General features: G+C 36.7%; 19 protein-coding genes. 15 read left to right on the forward strand and 4 right to left on the reverse strand.

What is annotated here, in order from left to right:
• Window positions 1-28: 28 nt before the first annotated feature.
• The gene (locus tag OL233_RS10745) at window positions 29-1,783 is read right to left on the reverse strand and encodes an ABC transporter ATP-binding protein (protein ID WP_275472308.1); all 1,755 of its coding nucleotides are present in this window, start codon (window positions 1,781-1,783) and stop codon (window positions 29-31) included.
• Window positions 1,783-3,522, reverse strand: coding sequence for an ABC transporter ATP-binding protein (locus OL233_RS10750; RefSeq protein ID WP_275472309.1), 1,740 nt, complete (start codon window positions 3,520-3,522; stop codon window positions 1,783-1,785). Before OL233_RS10750 ends, OL233_RS10745 begins: the two co-directional genes overlap by 1 nt.
• A 466-nt stretch (window positions 3,523-3,988) precedes the next feature.
• Here OL233_RS10750 and OL233_RS10755 point away from each other — a divergent pair, with 466 nt between their 5' ends.
• Window positions 3,989-4,600 carry a 50S ribosomal protein L25/general stress protein Ctc gene (locus OL233_RS10755; protein WP_126832932.1) on the forward strand — a complete coding sequence of 204 codons (612 nt, stop codon included), beginning with the start codon at window positions 3,989-3,991 and terminating at the stop codon, window positions 4,598-4,600.
• A gap of 286 nt (window positions 4,601-4,886) precedes the next feature.
• Here OL233_RS10755 and OL233_RS10760 read toward each other — a convergent pair whose 3' ends face one another.
• A complete protein-coding gene (locus OL233_RS10760; protein ID WP_126832934.1) occupies window positions 4,887-5,186 on the reverse strand; it encodes a hypothetical protein in 300 nt (99 codons plus the stop codon).
• Window positions 5,187-5,334: 148 nt separating this feature from the next.
• Here OL233_RS10760 and OL233_RS10765 point away from each other — a divergent pair, with 148 nt between their 5' ends.
• Both OL233_RS10765 and OL233_RS10770 read left to right on the forward strand, forming a co-directional pair.
• Window positions 5,335-6,033, forward strand: a complete 699-nt coding sequence (locus tag OL233_RS10765) for an NAD-dependent protein deacylase (RefSeq protein WP_275472310.1) — start codon at window positions 5,335-5,337, stop codon at window positions 6,031-6,033.
• Between the two features lie 15 nt (window positions 6,034-6,048).
• Window positions 6,049-6,330: a chorismate mutase gene (locus OL233_RS10770; protein WP_275472311.1), complete on the forward strand. Its 282-nt coding sequence runs from the start codon at window positions 6,049-6,051 to the stop codon at window positions 6,328-6,330.
• A gap of 17 nt (window positions 6,331-6,347) precedes the next feature.
• Here the strand turns inward: OL233_RS10770 and OL233_RS10775 are convergent, their stop codons facing one another.
• Entirely contained in the window at window positions 6,348-7,739 is a 1,392-nt protein-coding gene (locus OL233_RS10775) for a L,D-transpeptidase family protein (protein ID WP_275472312.1), read from the reverse strand.
• Between the two features lie 282 nt (window positions 7,740-8,021).
• Between OL233_RS10775 and pth the strand changes: the two genes are divergently transcribed.
• The 12 genes from pth to lysS all read left to right on the forward strand — a co-directional run bounded on the left by pth (window position 8,022) and on the right by lysS (window position 22,824).
• Window positions 8,022-8,591: an aminoacyl-tRNA hydrolase gene (gene pth, locus OL233_RS10780; protein ID WP_275472313.1), complete on the forward strand. Its 570-nt coding sequence runs from the start codon at window positions 8,022-8,024 to the stop codon at window positions 8,589-8,591.
• A gap of 21 nt (window positions 8,592-8,612) precedes the next feature.
• Window positions 8,613-12,158 (forward strand): transcription-repair coupling factor, encoded by a 3,546-nt coding sequence (gene mfd, locus OL233_RS10785; protein WP_275472314.1) that lies wholly within the window; start codon window positions 8,613-8,615, stop codon window positions 12,156-12,158.
• Window positions 12,159-12,177: 19 nt separating this feature from the next.
• On the forward strand, window positions 12,178-13,767 hold the full coding sequence (locus OL233_RS10790) for a putative polysaccharide biosynthesis protein (protein ID WP_275472315.1): 1,590 nt from the start codon (window positions 12,178-12,180) through the stop codon (window positions 13,765-13,767).
• A 15-nt stretch (window positions 13,768-13,782) separates the two neighbouring features.
• Window positions 13,783-14,058 (forward strand): RNA-binding S4 domain-containing protein, encoded by a 276-nt coding sequence (locus OL233_RS10795; RefSeq protein ID WP_275472316.1) that lies wholly within the window; start codon window positions 13,783-13,785, stop codon window positions 14,056-14,058.
• A 71-nt stretch (window positions 14,059-14,129) separates the two neighbouring features.
• Window positions 14,130-14,555, forward strand: a complete 426-nt coding sequence (locus tag OL233_RS10800) for an FtsB family cell division protein (RefSeq protein ID WP_275472317.1) — start codon at window positions 14,130-14,132, stop codon at window positions 14,553-14,555.
• A 46-nt stretch (window positions 14,556-14,601) separates the two neighbouring features.
• On the forward strand, window positions 14,602-15,042 hold the full coding sequence (locus OL233_RS10805) for a S1 domain-containing RNA-binding protein (protein WP_126832953.1): 441 nt from the start codon (window positions 14,602-14,604) through the stop codon (window positions 15,040-15,042).
• 63 nt (window positions 15,043-15,105) lie between these two features.
• On the forward strand, window positions 15,106-16,509 hold the full coding sequence (gene tilS / locus OL233_RS10810) for a tRNA lysidine(34) synthetase TilS (RefSeq protein ID WP_275472318.1): 1,404 nt from the start codon (window positions 15,106-15,108) through the stop codon (window positions 16,507-16,509).
• A gap of 16 nt (window positions 16,510-16,525) precedes the next feature.
• Window positions 16,526-17,074, forward strand: a complete 549-nt coding sequence (gene hpt, locus OL233_RS10815) for a hypoxanthine phosphoribosyltransferase (RefSeq protein ID WP_126832957.1) — start codon at window positions 16,526-16,528, stop codon at window positions 17,072-17,074.
• A 72-nt stretch (window positions 17,075-17,146) separates the two neighbouring features.
• Window positions 17,147-19,204 carry an ATP-dependent zinc metalloprotease FtsH gene (ftsH, locus tag OL233_RS10820; protein ID WP_275472319.1) on the forward strand — a complete coding sequence of 686 codons (2,058 nt, stop codon included), beginning with the start codon at window positions 17,147-17,149 and terminating at the stop codon, window positions 19,202-19,204.
• A gap of 133 nt (window positions 19,205-19,337) precedes the next feature.
• On the forward strand, window positions 19,338-20,213 hold the full coding sequence (hslO, locus tag OL233_RS10825) for an Hsp33 family molecular chaperone HslO (RefSeq protein ID WP_275472320.1): 876 nt from the start codon (window positions 19,338-19,340) through the stop codon (window positions 20,211-20,213).
• 16 nt (window positions 20,214-20,229) lie between these two features.
• A complete protein-coding gene (gene dusB, locus OL233_RS10830) occupies window positions 20,230-21,222 on the forward strand; it encodes a tRNA dihydrouridine synthase DusB (RefSeq protein ID WP_275472321.1) in 993 nt (330 codons plus the stop codon).
• Window positions 21,223-21,330: 108 nt separating this feature from the next.
• Complete coding sequence (lysS, locus tag OL233_RS10835; protein ID WP_275472322.1) at window positions 21,331-22,824, forward strand: lysine--tRNA ligase; 1,494 nt, start codon at window positions 21,331-21,333, stop codon at window positions 22,822-22,824.
• Window positions 22,825-23,156 lie beyond the last annotated feature (332 nt).

Consider the following 23,156-nt stretch of genomic DNA (forward strand, 5'->3'; position numbering starts at 1 on the left):
AAAGACGAAGCCATGGCTTCGTCTTTTTTTATTTTGCAAATTGTGAGTGATAAAGTTGTGAATATGCCCCGTTTGGAATGGTTAGTAAGTCATTGTGGCTGCCAATTTCAACGACTTCTCCCTGATCCATTACCATTATCTTATCGGCGTTTCGAATGGTTGAGAGACGATGGGCAATAACAAAGCTCGTGCGTCCTGTCATCATTTTCAAGAAGCCTTCTTGGATAATTTGCTCCGTTAGAGTATCAACAGAGCTGGTTGCTTCGTCTAAAATAAGCATAGGAGGTTCTGAAATCATTGTTCTAGCAATAGTTAACAATTGACGTTGACCTTCAGAAATTTTAACACCACTAGAACCAATAACGGTGTCATAATCTTGAGGGAGTTTCATGATAAAAGAATGGATATTAGCTGATTTGGCACCGGCAATAATTGCTTCATCTGTTGCCTCAGGCTTACCCAGGCGTAAATTATCTTTAACGGTACCATCGAATAACCAGGTATCTTGCAATACCATTCCAAACGCTTTTCGCAGAGAATCACGCTTATAGTCTTTTATAGAATGGTTATCGATTAAAATATCTCCTGCAGACACGTCATAAAAACGCATAAGTAAGTTGACTAGGGTAGATTTTCCCGCCCCTGTTTTACCAACAATGGCGATGGTTTCACCCGGCTTAACACTCAGGTTTAAGTCCTTGATAAGTGGGTTATCCGGTGTGTAAGAAAATGCTACGTGTTTAAATTCAATAGCCCCATTGGCTTGTTCCAGAGGTAGGCTACCAGGGGTATCTTCCGTTTCAATTGGCTCATCTAATAGTTGGAACGTTCGATCTAAACCAGCAAGTCCAGTTTGAATTTGTGTGGTGATACCAGATAATTCAATAAATGGTTTAGAAAATTGGCCCGAATATATGGTAAAACTTGAAATCATTCCTACTGTTAACGTCGTATTTCCTTTAACAACTAAAAGGCCTCCAATTAACCCGATAAAAACATATGTCAGATGATCAATGAAACGTGATAAAGGATTGGTTAAAGATGAAGCATACTGCGCTTTTTGACCTTCAATTTGTAACGCATGATTTAGTTTATCGAATTGGTGCTGTGACTGGTCCTCGTACTGAAACGCTTTTACTAATTTTTGATTGCCGATAACTTCATTTACATAACCTGAAATGTCTCCGACTAATCGCTGTTGAGAAGCGAAGCGTTTTTGACTAGAGCGAGCGACAAGCCAACTGATTAAAAAGATAAGTGGTGTGGCAATCAATACGATAAGGGTAAGTTGCCAACTCAAAGCAAGCATGGAAACAAAAGCAATTAAAACAATGGTCATACCTGAGAAAAGGTTATTAAATATGGCAACACATGCTTCCGATACTGTATCTAAATCATTGGTAAATCGGCTAATAATATCACCATGTGAGTGTTGGTCATAGTAATTGACAGGCAAATGGTTCAGGTGATCAAAACTTTCTTTTCTTAAGGTAGCAACAGATTGATAGGCCATTTTATTGCCAAGGAGTTGAACACCCCACTGGGAAAGACTTGCCACACCTAGTAGACCAGCTAATACTAGTAAGTAACTTACTAGTTGTTTGAAATCAACACGACCGACACCAAGCATGGTATCAATCGCTTGGCCGATGTAGTACGTCATCATAACAGTGGCAGCTCCTCCTAAAAGACCAAGTGAGATAGCACCGATAATTTCTTTTTTATACTGAGAGAGATAAGGTAAAAAACGTTTAAATGAAGAAGGTCTGGTTGACTGTTTCATTAGTTCTCATCCTCCTTTTCTTGTTGTGAGGCATAGATTGCTTGATAAGTTTCAGATTCATTAATAAGAACCTCGTGTGTCCCACTTGCGACTTGTTTGCCATCATCTAAGACAACAATTTTTTCAGCGTGTTGGACGGAGCTGATGCGTTGCGACACGATAATTAAAGTTGTTTGGTCTAAGTCACGCTTTAAAGCTTGGCGTAATTCTAAATCTGTTTGATAATCTAGCGCACTAAGCGAATCGTCTAAAATTAAAATAAGTGGTTTTCTAATAACCGCTCGAGCAATAGCTAAACGTTGACGCTGACCGCCCGAAAAGTTTTTTCCACTTTCAGTGACCATGGTGTCTAGTTTATCAGGTAAGGTGCTAACAAAATCTAAACACTGGGCCGTTTCTAAGGCTTGCCAACAGTCCTCATCGGTAGCACCTTGTTTACCCCATTTTAAATTGTCTCGAATAGTTCCGGTGAATAGAACACTCTTTTGTGGCACAATTCCAATAGTTTCACGTAGAGTGGTTAGCGGTAGGTCAGTTAATGCGTGACCAAAAAGCGTAACAGTTCCTACAGTTGGGTCATAGAAACGTGGGATTAGTTGAGTAAGGGTAGATTTTCCGCTACCGGTTGGCCCAACAATTCCTAAACTTTCCCCAGGATGTAGTGAAAAATCAAGTGCATCAAGAGCTAAACCACTTGTAGCAGTATACCGAAATGAGACCTCTTCAAAAGTTAGGACATAGTCAGTATCTGTAAGGGGAGGTATGTCCGTTTGATCAGTGTGAGTATCCGTAATAGATGACTCTGTTTCAAGGATATCATTGACACGTTCTGCAGAAGCAGCAGCTTTGGTAAAAATAATAACTAAGTTAGAGACGACAATTAAAGCTAGGAGCATTTGCATTAAATAATTAATAAGGGCAAGTAATTCCCCTTGAGTCAGACTGCCACTGTTAATTGAAACACCACCAAGATATAGTAGAGCGATAGTAGCGCCGTTCATTACTAAAAGGGTAGCTGGATTTAAAAGAGCAGAGATGTTAGCTACGCGATTATATGCGCGTGCAAGGTCATCAGTTGTATCTGCCATTTTTTGTTGGCTATATTTTTTCTGCCCAAAAGCTCTTAAAACACGAACACCGCTTAAATTTTCAACTAAAATAGTATTTAGGTTATCAACTTTTGCTTGTACTTTTTTGTAAAGAGGGACGGTTCTAGTCATCATGATAAATAAGACTAGACAAAATAAAATAAGGGCTGTTAAAAAGATAGCAGCTAGTTTAGGACTAATGTAAAAAGCCATGACAAGTGAGCCGATACTTAAGAAAGGTGCCCTAAATACTAAGCGAATTAACATGGCTAATGCCAATTGTAATTGATTAATATCATTTGTCATACGTGTGATTAAGGTTGAGGTTCCGAAGTTATCAAGCTCTTTATGTGAAAACGTGTTGATTTTTTCCAGTAATGCAGAGCGTAACTCTGTTCCAAACCCCTGTGAAGCGACTGAAGAGTAGTACTGACAAATCATAACGCAGATTAAACCAATGATGGACATGGCGATCATGATAAGTGCTGTTTTAAAAATGTAATGTGAGTCATTCTTTGCTACGCCATTGTCAATCAAGTAAGACATATAAATAGGAAGAAGTAATTCAAAAACAGCTTCTAAAAATTTGAAAAAGGGGCCTAAGAGTACTTCTTTCCGGTAGTTTTTGGTGAATCGTAAGAGCTTTGCCATATAATTTCTCCTATTCGTTGTAAAATCTAATATACTGACTGTTATTGTACTCCATGATAATAGATAAATAAAGTCCGTTAAGAAAAGTAAATAGAGTTAATTTTTATTCTACAAATATAGTTGTAAACGGATTTTTACCAAAAACGTCTCTTTTCTTGACTTAATTTCAATTGGCTAGTATGGTGTAGACATAAGCTTATATTATAGTGTGACTATTTCAAAAGGGCGATTTTTATGAAAGAGTCATGATGAGCAATCAAATGATAGATTAAAAACTGCTACTATCCTTTGGTAAATAAGATCATTCTATAATGTTAGGTTTAGTTCGCTTTTCAGGAACTGACAAAAAGGGACCGGTTGTTTATCTGTGTTGGTCGTATTAGTGATTTGATTGAGGATGAAACGGATTAACAAGAGTAACAAAAGGATCTCATTTTTGGAAAATATCTTAAGGAGGAGATTATTTATGGCAGTCTTATTGAAAGTAAACGAAAGAGCGGTACGTCCAAGATCATTGAAAAAACAATTACGTGAGGAAGGAATAATTCCAGCGGTTGTATATGGTAATGGAATGACAACAACATCAATTTCAATTGATGAAAAAGAATTGATGAAGGCTATTAAAGAGAATGGTCAGAATGCGGTGTACACATTAGACATCAATGGAACCAAAACACCTACATTAATCTTTGACCAACAACAAGATACCTTTAACCGTCGTTGGTTGCACGTGGAATTCTTGGCAGTTGATATGTCAGAGAAAACAGAACTAGAAGCAGAAGTACTATTAACAGGGACACCTAAAGGCGTGAAAGTTGGAGGCTCATTGGGTCAAAACTTATACACAGTCTTGGTTTCAGCAACACCAGATAATATTCCTGATGTCATTGAAGTGGATGTAAGTGAATTAGAAATTGGTGATGCTATTACATTAGGTGATTTACCTAAGAATGATAAATATGACATTGTAATGGATATGGAAGAACAAATTGCAATTGTTGAAGAACCTCGTGTTCATGAAGAAGAAGAAACGGATGGTGTCGCAGCTGCACCTGAAGTGATTGGTGAAAAAGAATAATATAAAAAAGAGCGAATCAATCAGATTCGCTCTTTTTCTGCTTTTAATCAGAGTTATCCACCGAAAAAGGAAAGTTATCAACAGATTTCTGTGGATAACTCGTTATTAACAGGGGATAACTCTATAAAAGCTTAAAAATATAGACTTTTAGATGTGTATAACAATGGGGATAAGAAAGTGTAAGTTCTGGGTATAATGTGAATAACTAGTAAAAATAAAATAAAAGTCTCGTCATCAATTTGATAACGAGACTTTTATTGCCTATAATAAGGACGAGATAGTCGTCTTATTTAGCGGGTGCTAATTTTGGTTCACGACCTAAGATGAATTTCAGAACTGCTAAAACTAATTCTGCAGCGATCAAGCCATACATTAGTGAACTGTATGTAGTGATGTCGAAATCCCAAGTTTTGTAGACAACTAAAACAATAGCTAAAACAATTGCTGCAATAACATTTAAGAAACCGAAAGCCCAAAGATTTCCGTTTTCTTTGTTTGCTAAATAATAAATAGAAAAACCAGTGCTAATAATAATCCAAGCAATACTTACAAGAATACTTGCCCAATAAATTAAAAATGCTACCATTTTTTTCACCTCTTTCTTTGTCACTTTATAGTTTATCATCTTATTTTTAACTTGTCATTGAAAATATATGAAAATTTTTTCAAAAAGTAACGGGGTATTTATTAGAGTTAGTAAGTGATTCGATGATGTTTGGAAAGGGGAGAACATTATGTCAGTTGAGGAACAAGTGTTGAAGCTTTTAACCGAATCTAAGAGACCCGTATTTCTAACAGGAGCAGGACTTTCAGTGCCTTCAGGTATTCCAGATTATCGTTCTTTAGGGGGCGTTTATCACGATTTAGAATTACCTGAATATTTACTGAGTCGAAGTTGTTTCGAGCAGGAACAAGAAAAATTTTATACGTTTGTAAAAAAGTTATATCATCCAGAGGCTAAGCCTAATGAGAGTCATTTGAAAATTGCGAAACTTACGAAGGAAAAAGAATCAGCAAAAGTGGTCACTCAAAATATTGATCATCTACATGAAGAGGCTGATACCAAGAATTTGATAAATTTTCATGGGAGTTTATATCACTGTTACTGTACTAAATGTAACAAGACTTGTTTAGTTGATGATTATTTAGTAAGTAATTATCATGAGGATTGTGGAGGGATTATACGTCCGGATATTGTTCTATATGAAGAGAGCTTACCTAATAATAGGATAGAGGCAGCGATTAAAGCAGTGAGTGAAGCAGATTTAATTTTGATTGTAGGAACGAGTTTCAAAGTCTACCCGTTCAGTCAATTAATAGAATATCGCCAGTCTAATAGTCCGATTGTGGTGATTAATAAAGAGGAAATAGAAACGAGCGACAATCACTTGTTTATTAAAGGTGATGCTCAAAATTTTTTTAGTAAGGTATAAGAGGAGAAGAGAAAGATGTTAAAAAAGCAACGTCAAGAAATTGATAGAATTGACCAAGAAATTATACGTTTACTCGAGGCGCGTTTAGATGTTGTAAGTGAGGTTGTTGGGATTAAAGAGCAGGAAAAGATAGAGGTATTAGATAGTGAGAGAGAAAAGAGCGTTCTCGATAAAGTTGAAGGAGCAGTTAAAAATAAAGAATATGCTTCTACTATTAAAGCGTTATACCAAGAAATGATGAGAGTATCGAAAGAGTATCAATCATCTAAATTAATCAAAAAAAGCGATGAGCTGTAAGCTCATCGCTTTTTTTATTAAAAGACAATAACAGGGGTGTTGATTTCGATTTCAGCGTAAAGTTTTGCTGCTAAATCAGGTGGTGTATTGATACAACCATGTGATCCGAAGCCATCTTTCCAACGAGCGCCACCATATACGGGCTGCCAGTTAGAATCATGAAGACCAACACCAGTCCAATCGATAGGCATCCAAAAGTCTACAGGTGCTGCGTAATCAGAACCGTCATCATTTTTACCTCTTAGGATAGATGGAGATTCTTTGTTCCACAAGTAATGAATACCAGGAGGTGTTGGCGTTTTAGGTTTTCCTGAAACGATGTCTGTATCGATAATTGTTTTTCCTTCTTTATAGAAGTACATATGTTGATTTTTTAAATCGACTTCGACGTAAGTATTACCAATTAAAGCAGGGCCAGATGATGCACTCCCCATACTAATAGGAGAACGATCAATGCCTTTACCAGCTAAGAAGTCTGCCGCTAATGCCTTAGCTTCTTCCTCTGTTTGAATAGTCCAACTGTATGTTCCAGCGGGGACGCTTACTGTGCCACGTTTTGTACTCTTGAATTCAGTTGGAACCGTACTTGTATTGTATTTTTCACCAAGTTCGGTTACGTATTTAGTGATGACCTCTTGATTGACACCAACTTTTTTTTCTTTTTGGTCCACAGTTACCCATTTTACTAATTCTTTTTTGGGAATAGTGATAGATTTGCCATTGATTAAGTAGGTTGCTTTTTGGTCTACTAAATCATTTGCTTTTGTCAGTAAGTCTTTCAGTTCAGGGCTCTTAGTAGTTAACTCAGGTAATGCAACATAATCTTGTAAGTTAACATCAGGTATACCATTTCGCACAGCTTCTTTTAAAGCTTTTGAAAGATTGTCATAGCCAATATCATTACCATAACTTTCTTTTTTAATAGTTAAACCTTCTTCTTCACTAATGATGGTTGCGTTGACAGAAGAGGTTTTATCTTTATTAAATTCTTTGATTTCTGGCTCTAAAGACGTGATGAAGTCATTTAGACCATCTTCGTTTAAAGAAGATGCTGCGATACTAAGGGTAGTTGGTTTAAATAATGAAGTAACCCAAAGTAATTTATTTTGAGAATCAAGAATTTTATGAAGACCAGGTTTAAAGTCGGTTTCAATTCCAAGTTCTTTTTTATGAACCTCTTTCCAAACTTTTTCACCGTTTAAAATTTTAAATGTCCCTTTTTCTTCTTCGTCGTATAACATCTTCTCGACCTTAGAGAGTGGCATACGCCCAACGGCTAGACCATTTATGGTCGTCTTGGGTAAAAAGTGGGTTTTATAAAAATTAGCTTGCATGGTGTAAAGTGCAACTAAGATAAAAATAAGGGTGGTTACAAGTAAATAAATCCATCTGCGCCGTGTAATCGTCATGAATCAAATTCCTCCAATGTATCATTTGTAATCATATTGTAACATAAAACATTTATTATAGAACTATTTTTTGCACAATCCTGGTTTTTTTAAGGAATTATAGAAGGTAAAAATACTACAAGAACAGTGACTATATGCTATAATTAACAAGAACTGAGGGGCTTTTGAACGCTTCTCGGCTATTTTGTATTTAGTATGTGTAAAACGAAAACGACTAATTAACGTCCGTTTTTAAAATGGCTGTTATTTGGGAATATTGAATAGAATGGGAGATTTTGATTTATGAAGATGATAGTTGGTCTGGGAAATCCAGGTACAAAATATATGGCAACAAAGCATAACATTGGGTTTATTACACTGGATGAGATAGCTCAAAGAGAGGGTTGCCGATTTACTAAACAACAATGTGAAGCTGATATAGCAGAGTATTTTATAGCGGGAGAGAAAATATTACTCGTTAAACCGATAACATTTATGAATGAATCGGGTCGTTCGATCGGACCGTTAATGGATTATTACAATTTAGATGTATCAGACTTATTGGTTATATATGATGATTTAGATTTAGCGGTAGGTCGTATTCGTTTAAGAGAGAAAGGCAGCGCAGGTGGTCACAACGGTATTAAGAGTTTGATTGCGCATTTAGATACGAAGGAATTTAACCGTATTAAGATAGGAATTGATAGACCTAAACCAGGACAAGACGTTGTCTCACATGTTTTAGGAACATTTCCTAAAGAAACACATGAAGAGATAGGGGTTGCGGTCAAGACTGCAGCAGATGCAACAGAGATGTGGTTAAAAGGTGCCTCTTTCGTAGATGTTATGAATCAATTTAATGTTAAGAAATAAAAAATAGGAGCTAGTGAAAGAATGAAGATGTTAGAAATTATATCGAAATCACCAAAAGTTCTAGACTGGATGGCTCATACCAAAGAAGGTAAACAACAATTAGTTACAGGCCTAACTGGTTCTGCCAAGATGTTAGCAATGGCAAGTTTATATGATTATAAACGTAAGAAGACATTAATTATTACACCGAACTTGTATTACGCTAGTAATTTAATGGAAGATCTAAGAAATGTTATCCCAGATGAGAGTGTTCATTTTTTTCCTGTCAATGAGATGACAGCTATTGAAATGTCTTATTCGTCACCTGAAACAATGGCAGAGAGGGTAGCAACCTTATCATTTTTAGCGAGTGATAAGCCAGGTGTTATTGTAACGCCACTTGCGGGGGCTAGAAAGTACTTACCAAGCAAAGAATGTTGGCAAGGGTTCGAAAGACAATTTGCTTTAGGAGAAATAATTTCATTAGAAGAAATAATAACTGATTTAGTATTAATGGGATATACACGTCAAAGTATGGTAGGAAAACCAGGGGAGTTCAGTTTAAGAGGAAGTATTTTGGACATCTATCCACTAACGACAGATTATCCTGTTCGTGTGGATTTATTTGATGATGAAATCGAATCACTACGTTATTTTGAAGCGGACACGCAACGATCTGTTCAAAAAATTGATAACGTTTTGATTACGCCGGCATCAGACTTGTTATTAACAAGTGACGCGTACCAAAAAGGGGCAGTAAAACTTGAGAAAGCTTTAGATAAATATGTGGCTCACTTAACAGATGAGTCTGATAAAGTTCAAGTATCAGCGCAGTTTAGACCGGTTATTGAAACTTGGAAATCAGGACTACCTACATCAGAAGATCGTTTATATAGTGATTATTTGTATAAAGATAAAACCACTATTTTAGATTATTTTGATGAGACAGATGATATTATCATAGATGATTACCCAAGGTTGCTAGAAATAGAGAGAGAAGTTGTCAAAGAAGAGGGCGAATGGTTGACGCTAAAGCTTGCAGACAACAAAGCGTTACCAAAACAGAAGCTTGGGACAGATTTTAGAAAGAAATTAAAAGAACATCCCGCAGCAACATCGTACTTCTCATTGTTCCAAAAAGGGATGGGGCATTTGAAGTTTCAAGAAATTCATGCCTTCCAATTTAGAACAATGCAACAATTCTTTGGACAATTTGCTAGTTTGAAAGTAGAAGTAGACAGATGGGCTAAAAAGAAAAATACAGTTGTCTTTTTAGTGTCAACTGAAGAAAAGTTGAAAAAAATAGAAGAAATGTGCTTGGATCATGATATTCAAGCTGTTGTGACTAAACCCAATGAGCTATTGCCAGGTCAGTTACAAGTAACATTGGGTGATTTACAAGCAGGGTTTGAGTTGCCGGAAGAGAAACTGGTTGTCGTAACAGAAAAAGAAATACTTCAAACAGTGACGAAGAAAAAGGCCCGTAGACAAAATATTTCTAATGCGGAACGTTTGAAAAGCTACACTGAACTTAAAGCAGGCGATTATGTTGTTCATGTGAATCACGGTATTGGGCAGTATTTAGGAATGGAGACGCTTGAAGTTGATGGTATTCACCAAGACTACATGAGCATCCTCTACAAAAATAATGACAAGCTATTTATTCCAGTTACACAGCTGGATATGATTCAAAAATATGTAGCTTCAGAATCTAAATCACCAAAAGTTAATAAATTGGGTGGTACGGAATGGTCTAAAACGAGAAGTAAAGTGTCTTCTAAAATCGAAGATATTGCCGATGATTTGATTAAACTGTATGCTGCTAGAGAAGCAGAAAAAGGATATGCTTTTTCTCCAGATGATTCGTATCAAAAAGAATTTGAAGATGCCTTCCCTTATAGTGAAACTGAAGACCAATTAAGAAGTACAGCTGAAATCAAGAAAGATATGGAAAAAGTAAAACCGATGGATCGCCTATTGGTAGGTGATGTAGGGTTTGGTAAAACCGAAGTAGCAATACGTGCGGCATTCAAGGCAGTACAGGATGGCAAGCAAGTTGCAGTACTTGTCCCGACTACTATTTTGGCACAACAACATTATGAAAATATGATGGAACGATTTGAAGGTTTTCCTGTGACGGTGGGTTTGTTGAGTCGTTTTAGGTCTAAAAAGCAACAAGAGGAAACTCTAGAGGAAGTATCTGAAGGGAAGGTTGACGTATTAGTTGGGACGCATCGTATTTTATCTCAAGATGTTGAGTTTAAAGACTTAGGATTGTTGGTTATTGATGAAGAACAACGATTTGGTGTTAAACATAAAGAGCGATTGAAACAATTACGATCACAAGTTGATGTTCTAACCCTAACAGCAACACCGATTCCTAGAACGCTGCATATGTCGATGTTAGGAGTAAGGGATTTATCAGTTATTGAAACACCACCTTCTAACCGTTATCCCGTTCAAACTTATGTTATGGAAAAAAATCCAGGCGCTATTAGAGATGCCATTGAGCGTGAGATGAGCCGTGGGGGGCAAGTTTTCTATCTGTATAATCGTGTTGACACGATTGACCAAAAAGTGTCTGAGATTCAAGAACTAGTGCCAGGTGCACGTGTTGCGTTTGCACATGGTCAGATGACAGAAGTTCAACTAGAAAATGTTCTATTAGAGTTTATTGCTAAAGAATATGATGTGTTAGTAACCACAACTATTATTGAAACGGGTGTAGATATTCCAAATGTTAACACGTTATTTGTTGAAAATGCAGATTATATGGGGTTGTCACAACTGTACCAATTGCGTGGCCGTGTTGGTCGAAGTAATCGTGTCGCCTTTGCTTATTTTATGTACGAGCCAGAAAAAGTTTTAAATGAAGTAAGTGAGAAACGTCTACAAGCGATTAAAGATTTTACTGAATTGGGTGCAGGTTTTAAAATTGCGATGCGTGATTTGTCTATTCGTGGTGCGGGTAATTTATTAGGGGCGCAACAGCATGGGTTTATCGATTCAGTCGGATTTGATATGTATACGCAAATGTTAAGTGAAGCAGTTGATCGCAAACAAGGTAATGAGAAGAAAGACCGTAAGACGTCTGTTGAAATTGATGTTGGGGTGGATGCGTATATTCCATCAGACTACATTAATGATGAGCGACAAAAAATCGAAATTTATAAACGTGTCCGTCAGCTTGAAAATCAAGTGATGTTTGAAGAGTTAGAAGATGACTTGATTGATAGATTTGGTGATTATCCTGATGAAGTAGGTTATTTATTATCAGTAGGTTTAATTAAGATGGATGGGGATTACGCTTTAGTTGATAAAATTAGAAGAGATAAGCAACAATTAATCGTTACGATTAGTAAAGCAGGAACAAATCTGTACACGATTGAACAATTATTACGTGCATTATCAGCAACAGATTTAAAAGCAGATGTGGGTACAGTAGAAGATAAGATGGTCTTGAAGTTGACTATTGGTAAAAATATGAGTGAAGCGAGATGGCTATTAGAGTTGTCTAAAGTTATGTCGGCACTACGTAAAGAAAAATATATAAGTTTAGAACGAGTGAATCAACACCCTAAAGAATAAGGAGGTAGTGGCAGGCTCTATGTTGAAAACAAAACAAAAAGCAGTCGTAGAAGGCGCTCTTCTTCTGACACTCACCTCTTTTATTGTGAAGATATTAAGCGCAGTTTACCGAGTCCCTTTTCAAAACTTAGTCGGAGATGAAGGGTTCTATGTGTATCAACAGGTTTACCCTATTTATGGTATTGCCATGACGCTTGGGTTGTCAGGTTTACCTATTCTAGTGTCTAAAATGGTGGCAGAGCAAGAGACACACACTAAACAAGAAGCGGTTATTCGAGGGTTATTTCCATTATATTGGGTATTATCCTTGATTTTATTTGTTGTATTTTTCTTAGCCAGTAGCGTATTAGCTCAATTGATGGGGGATATTAAACTTGCTCCGGTCATAGAAATGGCTGCTATAGTATTTTTGTTGGTGCCGTACTTAACGACTTATAGAGGTTATTTTCAAGGGAAATTAGAGATGGAACCAACTGCCTACTCTCAATTATTCGAACAACTCGTTCGTGTGGGTATGATTTTGGCGGTAGCTGGGTTATATACCTCGGCAAATTGGACGGTATACACGATGGGACGATATGCGATGAGTGGTGCTATTCTTGGCGGAGTAGTCGCTTTAATAACGTTACTGCTTTTTAAGCCGAATTTAAAGTCGATAGTCATTCCTTCAAAATTAGAATTATATAATAGTAGGAAGTATTTGAGACGATTTTTAGTTGAAGGTGGTTTGATTTGTGGTTACAGCTCACTATTAGTCATTTTTCAATTGATAGATTCATTTTTAATTAAAAATGCCTTGGTTGCACAAGGGTTTTCGGACCAACACTCTAAGATTATTAAAGGAAGTTATGATAGAGGACAGCCATTAATACAAGTTGGCATGGTAATAGGTATAGCTTTAACAACAGCTTTTCTTCCGATGTTAATAAGGTATGTAACGGAGAAGAATGAGTGGGCTTACCGCCGAACAATTGCTTTATTTGTCAAGGTAGTTATGGCGGTATCGAGTGCTGCAAGTGTAGGGTTGATTATGTTGTTGCCCTATTTGAATGGTAGCCTGTTTGGTGATAATCAGGAAAGTCTATCACTGTCACTATTGATGGGAACGGTCTTCTTTATGTCACTTGTCCTAATGTTTCAAATTATTTATCAAACAAAAAATCAATATAGAATACCAGCGTATAGTTTACTTGTAGGTTGTTTAGTAAAAATCATACTCGGGTTTCTACTCACAACAAAATTCGGAACAGTAGGGGCTAGTTTGGCAACCCTGTGTGGATTAATAGGTGCGCTAGTTTTATTAGTGTCAGGTCTAGAGGCTCAGACAAAAAAAAGTGTTACAAATTCTGTCTTTATCTGGAAATTACTAGTAGCATTAGGTATGATGATAGTGAGCTTGACCCTCTATCGTTGGCTAACGCTATCTGTCTTTGAAAGCACCACATCGCGGTTTATTTTATTTATACAGGCTTTAGTAGGTGTGGTGATTGGCGGTGGAGTATATGTGGCATTTGTTTTTAAAATGAGGATGTTTACATTAAGAGAGTGGCTTTTACTTCCTAAGGGAAATAAAATAGTTCGTAAAGTAAGAAATTTTTCAAAAAAATAGAGTGAGGTAGAAAATATGCGTTTAGATAAATTTTTAAAAGTATCACGTATTATAAAGCGTCGTACTGTAGCGAAAGAAGTAGCAGATAAAGGTCGTATCCAAGTGAATGGTCAGATGGCTAAATCATCGACTTCTGTTAAAGTAGGAGATAGCATTAAAATTTTATTTGGTAATAAAACTTTAGAGATTAAAGTGTTACAGTTAAAAGACTCGACGAAAAAAGAAGATGCTGAGAAAATGTATGAGATTATCAGTGAAACAAGAGAAGAAGGATTTGAAAAATTAGATTAGACAATGCTTGTCCTTATTGCTATAATATCTATGATACAAAATCCAGAAACGGAGTTTTTGAGATGAATGAAATGAACGAAGAGAGAGTACAAAATGAAGGTAATAATGTATCTTCTATTGGAAATCAATTTACGATAGAGCAGTGGGATCAATCTAATCAAGTTAATAAAAAAATAATTTTCAAGAGACGCAGATTAGGAGTGATAGCCGCAGTAGCGAGTATCATTTTTCTGGTAAGTGGACTCAATATATTTAGAAGTTACCATCATATTAAAGAGTTGAAAAAAGAAAAGATTGCGGTACAGAAACAACAAGCGCAACTTTCTGAGCAGGTTGCTTCTTTAGAGTATGATGTTAAGTTATTGAATAGCGATGATTATTTAGCGAAAGTCGCCCGTCAAAAATTCTTTTATACAAAAGATGATGAGTTAGTTTATAGCATTCCTCAAACAGAGGAAGCGATGGACAAACAAGCGGAAAAAGCGCTTCGCAATTAGAAAAATTATTAAAGAGAGTTAAAATTTAAGGAGGAACAACTTTTTTATGTCAATCGAAGTAGGAGCTAAAATTCCAGGTAAAATTTCAGGAATTACAAATTTTGGAGCATTTGTTGATTTAGGTGAAGGAAAAACAGGGCTGGTTCATATCAGTGAGGTCTCAAACAGTTTTATTAAAGATATCAACGAGGTTCTTAAAGTAGGCGAAGCTGTAGAAGTTAAAGTAATGTCAGTTGGAACAGATGGGAAAATTGGTTTATCAATTCGTCGTGCCTCTTCTGATGAAGTTCCTGAAAGAGCTCCTAAGAAAGAGTATAGTCGTCCACAACGTAAAGAATATAAAAAGCCGGTTGCTAAACCAGCACCTAAGAAAGATGATTTTGATTCATTAATGAACTCTTTCTTAAAAGATAGTGATGATCGTTTAACTTCTTTAAAACGTAATACTGAAGGGAAACGTGGCGGTCGTGGCGGCCGTCGTAACTAGTTTAGAATATACGATGAAGGATAAGGAAACTTATCCTTTTTTCTTTTTTTAGGAGGTGTTGATATGTTACGAAAGAAATTTATTTCTGATAGTAGTCAGTTTTTTCAGTGGTCTAAACAAACGAAGTTATTGGTCGCAGTATCAGGTGGAGTTGATTCGATAGTGCTTCTAGATTTATTATTAGCTATTCCGGAGGAAGAACGACCAGAAATTGGTGTTGCGCATGTCAATCACCAATTAAGAAGAGAGTCCGAAGAAGAAGAAGAAATGGTTAGACGGTTATGCGAAGAAAAAAACTTATCTTTCTATACATATGTGTGGCAATCTCAGTTGGAACAAGGGAATATGGAATCTAAAGCTAGGAAAGTTCGTTATGATTTTTTTGCTGATATATATAGAAAAGAGGGTTACACGGGATTAGTAACGGCTCATCATGCAGATGACTTGGCTGAAACTTTGATTATGAAATTAACAAAGGGAACTCAGTGGACTAACTTAGCAAGTATAAAAGCGGAGTCAAGTCGTTTAGGTATGAAAATTTACCGACCGCTTCTTGCTTTTTCTAAGCTTGAATTACGGGAGTACGCTGCAGCTAAAAGGCTATTCTATTATGAAGATCAATCGAATTATAGTTTAGATTATCACCGAAACAGAATTAGACATCGAGTTGTGCCGTTATTGAAAGAAGAAAACCCTAATTTTTTAAATCAGGTTCAAAATTTAACGAAGCAAATAAGTTATACAGATAAAGTATTAACAGCCACGCTGGACCCTATTTTGGATGATATGACACATTTAGAAAGTAAAAAATGTTGGAAAATAGATTTAGAATTATTTTTAAATCAATCCAAGGAGATGCGTTATTTGTTGCTAACGAAGCTTATTCAGAAAGTGATGATTCAAAAAGGATACTCTATGTCGGAAGTACAAGTGGAGACAATCTTATCGCTTATTGAAGATGGAAAATCACAAGGAAGGATTGATCTCCAAGCTGACTGGCGATTTAGGAAAGAGTACAGTGTTGGCTATATTGAGCAAGTTTTTGAAAAAAAAACTGGGGATTTACCGGAAGGTACTGAGTTGCCAAGAACGGGAGAATATGAGTTGACGAAGTCTGATAGAGTTATGCTTTATCGAGAGGAGGAGGCCGTTAATTTTTGTCATTTATTTACAGGCTGTAAAGAAGAAGTGTCGTTATATTTGACTTCGTCTGATTTTCCTCTTTCTATTAGAAGAAGAGCGCCAGGTGATGCTATTATTTATAATGAGAAAGGGAATCATAAGAAATTAAGACGGCTGTTTATAGATGAAAAAATTCCTCAATCAATGAGGGAAGAAATGTGGGTTGTAGTAAATTCCGAACGAGAAGTTCTCGGAGTGTTTACAATTGGTAAAAGTTATTTGAGTATTAAGAAAGAAACTGATAAAATACATTACAGGCTCGTTTATTTTAAAGAAGAGCATTAGTTGGAAGGAGAGTTTTATGTTAGAAAAAGACATTGAACGTACATTATATTCAAGAGAGCAAATTGAAGAAGTAACAAAGCGACTAGGTAAAGAAATTACAAAAGACTATGCGGATAAAGAACCTTTAGTTGTAGGTATTTTGAAAGGTGCTGTACCGTTTATGGCCGAGCTAGTTAGCGAAATTGATGTTTATTTAGAGATGGACTTTATGGATGTTTCAAGCTATGGTGATGCCTTGGTGTCATCAGGTGAAGTCAAAATTGTTAAGGATTTAGACACTAACGTTGAAGGGCGCGATATTTTAATTGTTGAAGATATTATTGACAGTGGCCGTACCCTTAAATATTTAGTGGAATTGTTTAAATACCGTAAAGCAAAATCAGTTAAGTTAGTCACACTGTTAGACAAACCTGAAGGTAGAATGGTTGAAATCGCTCCTGATTACTTTGGTTTCCACGTACCTAATGAATTTGTTGTTGGTTATGGACTAGACTACAAAAACAAATACCGTAATTTACCGTTCGTTGGGGTACTTAAGCCTGAAATTTACGAATCAAAAAACTAATGTTTTTTCCAAAATATGTTAAACTGGTTAATGTATAAGACATAAGTTAGGTAAGATAGAGGGAGGCTATGTATGAATAAAAAGAAAAATGGGAAAAATACGCTATATTACGTCCTATTGATTTTAGGAATGGCAATGCTAGTATTTTTTGTCTTTGGAGATAACCAAAGCCCCGGTTCAGAAGTGACCTATTCGAAATTTTCTGAACAATTAAAAAATGATAAAATCAAAGAGTTGACCATTCAACCTGGAAACGGTGCGTACAGAGTTTCTGGAACGTATTATGACAAACAAAAAGTATCGAATAATGGCCTACCTATTTTTGGTTCTGCAACAACGTCAGATCGATTTACAACACTTGTGTTACCAAACGATGCTACGTTAGCAGAAATCACTAAAAATGCAGCAGGTTCAGAAACAAAAGTTCATATCAAGGAAGAGTCAAGCAACGGGATGTGGATGACAATGATTTTATCATTCTTACCATTACTTCTGATGATTTTCTTCTTTTATATGATGATGAACCAAGGTCAACAAGGTGGCGGCGGTGGCCGTGGCGTTATGAACTTTGGTAAATCAAAAGCTAAAGAAGCAGATAAAAAAGCAAGCACTGTTCGTTTTTCTGACGTAGCGGGAGCTGAAGAAGAGAAACAAGAACTTGTTGAAGTTGTTGAATTCTTAAAAGACCCACGTCGTTTTGCGGCACTTGGGGCCAGAATTCCAGCAGGTGTCCTTTTAGAGGGCCCTCCAGGTACAGGTAAAACATTATTAGCACGAGCAGTTGCAGGAGAAGCGGGTGTTCCGTTCTATTCAATCTCTGGTTCAGACTTCGTTGAGATGTTTGTTGGGGTTGGGGCAAGCCGTGTTCGGGATTTATTTGAAAATGCTAAAAAGACAGCACCAGCGATTATCTTTATTGATGAAATTGATGCTGTAGGTCGTCAACGTGGCGCTGGTATGGGCGGCGGAAATGACGAACGTGAACAAACACTTAATCAATTATTAGTAGAAATGGATGGTTTTGGTGGCAATGAAGGTGTTATTGTTATTGCTGCAACAAACCGTTCAGATGTGCTAGATCCTGCTTTACTTCGTCCGGGTCGTTTTGACCGTCAGATTTTAGTGGGTCGTCCAGATGTTAAGGGACGTGAAGCGATTCTTAAAGTACATGCTAAAAACAAACCATTTGCTAACGATGTTGATTTAAAAGTCGTAGCACAACAAACACCAGGTTTTGCTGGTGCGGAATTAGAAAATGTCTTAAACGAAGCGGCTCTAGTAGCAGCTCGTCGTAATAAAAAAGTTATTGATGCTTCTGATATTGATGAAGCGCAAGACCGTGTCATTGCTGGTCCAGCTAAGAAGGACCGTGTGATTAGTAAACGTCAACGTGAATTGGTAGCTTATCATGAAGCAGGACATACTATCTGTGGTTTGGTTTTAGATGATGCTAATACGGTTCATAAAGTAACTATCGTTCCTCGTGGTCGTGCCGGTGGTTACATGATTGCTCTTCCTAAAGAAGACCAATTCTTAATTACTCGTAATGAAATGTTTGAGCGTATTGTAGGTTTACTTGGTGGACGTACAGCTGAAGAAATTATCTTCGGTGTTCAAACAACAGGAGCAAGTAATGACTTTGAGCAAGCAACTGGTCTTGCCCGTAGTATGGTAACTGAGTATGGTATGAGTGAAAAACTTGGACCTGTTCAATACGAAGGAAACCATCAAGTGTTTGTAGGTCGTGACTATGGACAATCAAAAGCATTTTCTGATCAAGTGTCATACGAAATTGACCAAGAAGTTCGTGCTATTTTAAATGAAGCTCATGCAAAAGCGCGTGAAATCATTGAAGAATACTCAGAACAACACAAGTTAATTGCTGAAAAATTATTAGAATTTGAAACATTAGATGCTCGTAGTATTAAATCATTATTTGAAGAGGGTGTAATGCCAGCAGATGTTGTGAACGATGAGTTTCCTAGTGAAAAATCAGGTTCTTTTGAAGAAGCGAAACATGCGTTAGAAGAAAAAGAAGCACAAAAAGAATTAGAAGCTAAAAAAGAAGAATCTTTAACGGAAACAGCTGAAGAAGTTGTGGAAGAAACAAAGGATGGCTCAGCAGAATAATAAACTGAGCGTATCTTATTGAAGGTTCTATCAAATACGTTATAATATAAAGTGGGTTGCCTAGGCAACCCACTTTTCTATTAGTAAGAATGAACTGAGTTAACTAAAAAATTTATTATAAAGGTGAGTATTGATGGAAGATTATTTATTAAAAGCGTTGTGCTTCGATGGACAAATTAGAGCCTATGCAGTCAACGCAACAAAAACAGTTAGTGAGGCGCAACGTCGCCATGATTCATGGAATACATCTACAGCAGCATTAGGTCGTACAATGGTTGCGTCAGTCATGTTAGGTGCGATGAACAAAGGTGATGATATCATCACAGTTAAAGTACAAGGTAACGGCCCTGCTGGAGCGATTGTTGTAGGGAGTGATGGTCGAGGTAATGTAAAAGGCTACATTCAAAACCCACAATTAAGTTTACCTCTAAATGATAAAGGTAAAATTGATGTACGTGGAGCAGTTGGAACTGTAGGTTCTTTATCAGTCACAAAAGATTTAGGGATGAAGGAACCCTTTACAGGTCAAGTGGAGCTTGTTTCGGGTGAACTAGGTGAAGATTTTACTTATTATCTAGCAAATTCAGAGCAAGTGCCATCAGCAGTTGGTTTAAGTGTATTAATCGACAATGATGATACAGTTAAAGCAGCAGGAGGTTTTATTGTTCAAGTTATGCCTGGTGCGACGGATGAAACAATTACGGAAATTGAAAAACGCATTGCAGATATGCCATTCGTTTCTCGTATGATTGAACAAGGAGAAACACCGGAAACCATTCTAAATCGTTTATTAGGGGATGAGAATGTAAACTTCCTAACAGAAACACCTGTACAATTTAAGTGTGATTGTTCTATGGAAAAATTTTCTAAAGCGTTAGTATCTATTGGCAAAGAAGAAATTCAAGCGATGATCGACGAAGATCACGGTGCAGAAGCGACTTGTCATTTCTGTAATAATAAATACAACTTTACTGAAGATGATTTAAACAACATTTTGCAAGAAATGTAAGATAGGGAGATAAAATATGACTTGGAAGATAGGAAATATTGATATCCCTAATCCTGTAGTAGTCGCTCCTATGGCTGGTATTAGTAACGCGGCTTTTCGTGTAACAGTGAAGGAATTTGGTGCAGGACTGGTTGTCTGCGAGATGATTAGTGACAAAGGTATACAACTGCGAAATAAAAAAACATTGTCAATGTTACATATAGAAGAAAATGAATACCCGCTCAGCGTCCAAATTATGGGTGGCGGTAAAGAAAGTTTAGTAGAAGCTGCTAAATTTGTTGCAGAAAATACAGAGGCAGCAATTATTGACATTAATATGGGATGTCCTGTTAATAAAGTAATCAAAGCAGAAGCTGGAGCTAAGTGGCTATTAGATCCTAACAAGGTATATGAGATGGTCGAGGCGGTTGCATCGGCTGTAGATAAGCCTGTTACGGTTAAACAACGTATTGGTTGGGACGATGAACATGTATTCGCTGTTGAAAATGCCCTAGCTGCAGAAAAAGCTGGTGCAGCAGCTGTAGCAATGCACGGTCGTACTCGTGTCCAGATGTATGAAGGCAAAGCAAATTGGGATATTTTACGTCAAGTTAAGGATAAACTAACAATTCCTCTAATGGGGAATGGGGACGTCAGGACACCACAAGATGCTCAAAGGATGTTAGATGAAGTGGGCTGTGAAGGTGTTATGATCGGTCGTGCTGCGTTAGGTAATCCATGGATGATTTATCAAACAAAGCATTATCTGGAAACTGGCGAATTATTAACTGAGCCAACAGCGAGAGAAAAAATCGAGACAGCTAAACTACATTTACAACGACTTGTCACTTTAAAAGGTGAAATGATAGCATCGAGAGAATTTCGTCAGCATGCTGCTTATTATCTAAAAGGAATTCCACGTGCTGCAAAAGCGAAAGTTGCAGTCAATAAAGCGGAAACTCAAGCGCAAATGATAGAGATACTAGATGAGTTAGTAGAGAATGTTGAAGCAAGAGGCATTATTCGTTAACAATTAATATAGATACCACAAGAAAAGGCAAATTTTACTTGCCTTTTTTTGATTTAATGTGGCATTATAGATAGATGAAGCATCATATTAAGGGATGGAGGAAGTCAAATGACGGATGAACAAACAGTACAACAAGAAATGAATGACCAGTTGCTAGTTAGACGTGAAAAAATGGCTAACATGCAAGAAGCTGGGATGGATCCTTTTGGCGGACGTTTTGAACGTACGCACAACTCAAAAGAATTACAAGAAGCTTACGGTGAATTTTCTAAAGAAGAATTAAATGAAAAAGAAGTAGTAGCAACAGTAGCAGGTCGTATGATGACTAAGCGTGGCAAAGGTAAAGTTGGCTTCGCTCATTTACAAGATAGAGAAGGGCAAATTCAAATCTACGTTCGTAAAGATGCGGTCGGAGAAGAAGAATATGATTTATTTAAGCATGCTGATTTAGGTGACTTTATTGGTGTTACAGGTCAAGTAATGAAAACAGATATGGGTGAGTTGACTATTAAGCCGACATCACTAACTTTCTTAACGAAAGCATTACGTCCATTGCCAGATAAATATCATGGTTTGACTAACGTAGAGCAACGTTACCGTCAACGTTATTTAGATTTAATTAGTAACCGCGAAAGTTTTGATACGTTTGTTAAACGTAGCCAAATCATTAAAGAAATCCGCAACTACTTAAATGACAATGGTTATTTAGAAGTTGAAACACCAACTTTACATAATATGGCGGGTGGAGCAGCTGCGCGTCCGTTTATTACTCATCATAATGCGTTAGATATGGAACTGTATTTGCGTATTGCTTTAGAGCTACACTTAAAACGTTTAATCGTTGGTGGTATGGAGAAAGTATATGAAATTGGACGTGTTTTCCGTAACGAAGGAATTGATACAACTCACAACCCAGAATTTACAATGATTGAAGTCTATACAGCGTATGCAGATTATAGAGATATTATGGACTTAACAGAAGGTATCATTCAACATGTTGCTACGGCTGTTAATGATAGTTTAACTGTTCAATACGGTGAAAATGAAATTAATCTAGGTGGAAAATGGGCACGTGTACACATGGTAGACGCTATTAAAGAGCAAACCGGTGTTGATTTCTGGAAAGAGATGACGGATGAAGAGGCTCGCGCAATTGCTAAAGAGCACAATGTACATGTTGAAGATCATATGGACTTTGGTCATGTTGTAAATGAGTTTTTTGAATCGTTTGTTGAAGATACATTAGTTCAGCCAACATTTATTTATGGACACCCGACATCAGTGTCGCCGTTGTCTAAGAAAAATCCTGAAGACGGAAGATTTACTGATCGTTTTGAAGTCTTTATTGTAGGTAAAGAATATGGTAATGCCTTTACTGAATTAAATGATCCAATTGATCAAAGAGAACGTTTTGAAGCACAAGCTCGTGAAAAAGACTTAGGTAATGATGAAGCTCATGGAATTGATGATGATTTCATTGAGGCGTTAGAATACGGTATGCCGCCAACCGGAGGGTTAGGTATCGGTATCGATAGATTAGTTATGCTGCTAACAAATTCTCAATCTATTAGAGACGTACTACTATTTCCAACAATGAGATAACCTGAAAATGCTCGCTTTCAGAAGAAAGTGAGCATTTTTTTTATATTTTCGAAAAAAATAGTTGCCTTTTTATTCTAAACTTGGTATATTAATACATGTCCTTGAGACAAGCAAAACGTGTTTTAACAACTGTAAAAAAGATGTTGACATTAGATTGTTCAAGTGGTATTATAATAAAGTCGTTAAAAACAGACGAGCTTAAAACCTCTAAAACTTAATTAAAAAAACTTTTGAAAAGTAGTTGACGAAATCAACTAAACATGTTATTCTAATTAAGTCGTTAAGAACGATACAACGTAGACCTTTGAAAACTGAACAAAGTAAGACGAACC

The sequence above is a fragment of the Vagococcus proximus genome (genome assembly GCF_029143285.1).
GTDB classification, from domain to species: Bacteria; Bacillota; Bacilli; order Lactobacillales; family Vagococcaceae; genus Vagococcus_D; species Vagococcus_D proximus.

Bases quoted from the DNA above. Each gene is read 5' to 3' on its own strand.
- OL233_RS10745 (WP_275472308.1), bottom strand. From the start codon at position 1,783: ATGAAACAGTCAACCAGACCTTCTTCATTTAAACGTTTTTTACCTTAT.
- OL233_RS10750 (WP_275472309.1), bottom strand. From the start codon at position 3,522: ATGGCAAAGCTCTTACGATTCACCAAAAACTACCGGAAAGAAGTACTC.
- OL233_RS10755 (WP_126832932.1), top strand. From the start codon at position 3,989: ATGGCAGTCTTATTGAAAGTAAACGAAAGAGCGGTACGTCCAAGATCA.
- OL233_RS10760 (WP_126832934.1), bottom strand. From the start codon at position 5,186: ATGGTAGCATTTTTAATTTATTGGGCAAGTATTCTTGTAAGTATTGCT.
- OL233_RS10765 (WP_275472310.1), top strand. From the start codon at position 5,335: ATGTCAGTTGAGGAACAAGTGTTGAAGCTTTTAACCGAATCTAAGAGA.
- OL233_RS10770 (WP_275472311.1), top strand. From the start codon at position 6,049: ATGTTAAAAAAGCAACGTCAAGAAATTGATAGAATTGACCAAGAAATT.
- OL233_RS10775 (WP_275472312.1), bottom strand. From the start codon at position 7,739: ATGACGATTACACGGCGCAGATGGATTTATTTACTTGTAACCACCCTT.
- pth (WP_275472313.1), top strand. From the start codon at position 8,022: ATGAAGATGATAGTTGGTCTGGGAAATCCAGGTACAAAATATATGGCA.
- mfd (WP_275472314.1), top strand. From the start codon at position 8,613: ATGAAGATGTTAGAAATTATATCGAAATCACCAAAAGTTCTAGACTGG.
- OL233_RS10790 (WP_275472315.1), top strand. From the start codon at position 12,178: ATGTTGAAAACAAAACAAAAAGCAGTCGTAGAAGGCGCTCTTCTTCTG.
- OL233_RS10795 (WP_275472316.1), top strand. From the start codon at position 13,783: ATGCGTTTAGATAAATTTTTAAAAGTATCACGTATTATAAAGCGTCGT.
- OL233_RS10800 (WP_275472317.1), top strand. From the start codon at position 14,130: ATGAACGAAGAGAGAGTACAAAATGAAGGTAATAATGTATCTTCTATT.
- OL233_RS10805 (WP_126832953.1), top strand. From the start codon at position 14,602: ATGTCAATCGAAGTAGGAGCTAAAATTCCAGGTAAAATTTCAGGAATT.
- tilS (WP_275472318.1), top strand. From the start codon at position 15,106: ATGTTACGAAAGAAATTTATTTCTGATAGTAGTCAGTTTTTTCAGTGG.
- hpt (WP_126832957.1), top strand. From the start codon at position 16,526: ATGTTAGAAAAAGACATTGAACGTACATTATATTCAAGAGAGCAAATT.
- ftsH (WP_275472319.1), top strand. From the start codon at position 17,147: ATGAATAAAAAGAAAAATGGGAAAAATACGCTATATTACGTCCTATTG.
- hslO (WP_275472320.1), top strand. From the start codon at position 19,338: ATGGAAGATTATTTATTAAAAGCGTTGTGCTTCGATGGACAAATTAGA.
- dusB (WP_275472321.1), top strand. From the start codon at position 20,230: ATGACTTGGAAGATAGGAAATATTGATATCCCTAATCCTGTAGTAGTC.
- lysS (WP_275472322.1), top strand. From the start codon at position 21,331: ATGACGGATGAACAAACAGTACAACAAGAAATGAATGACCAGTTGCTA.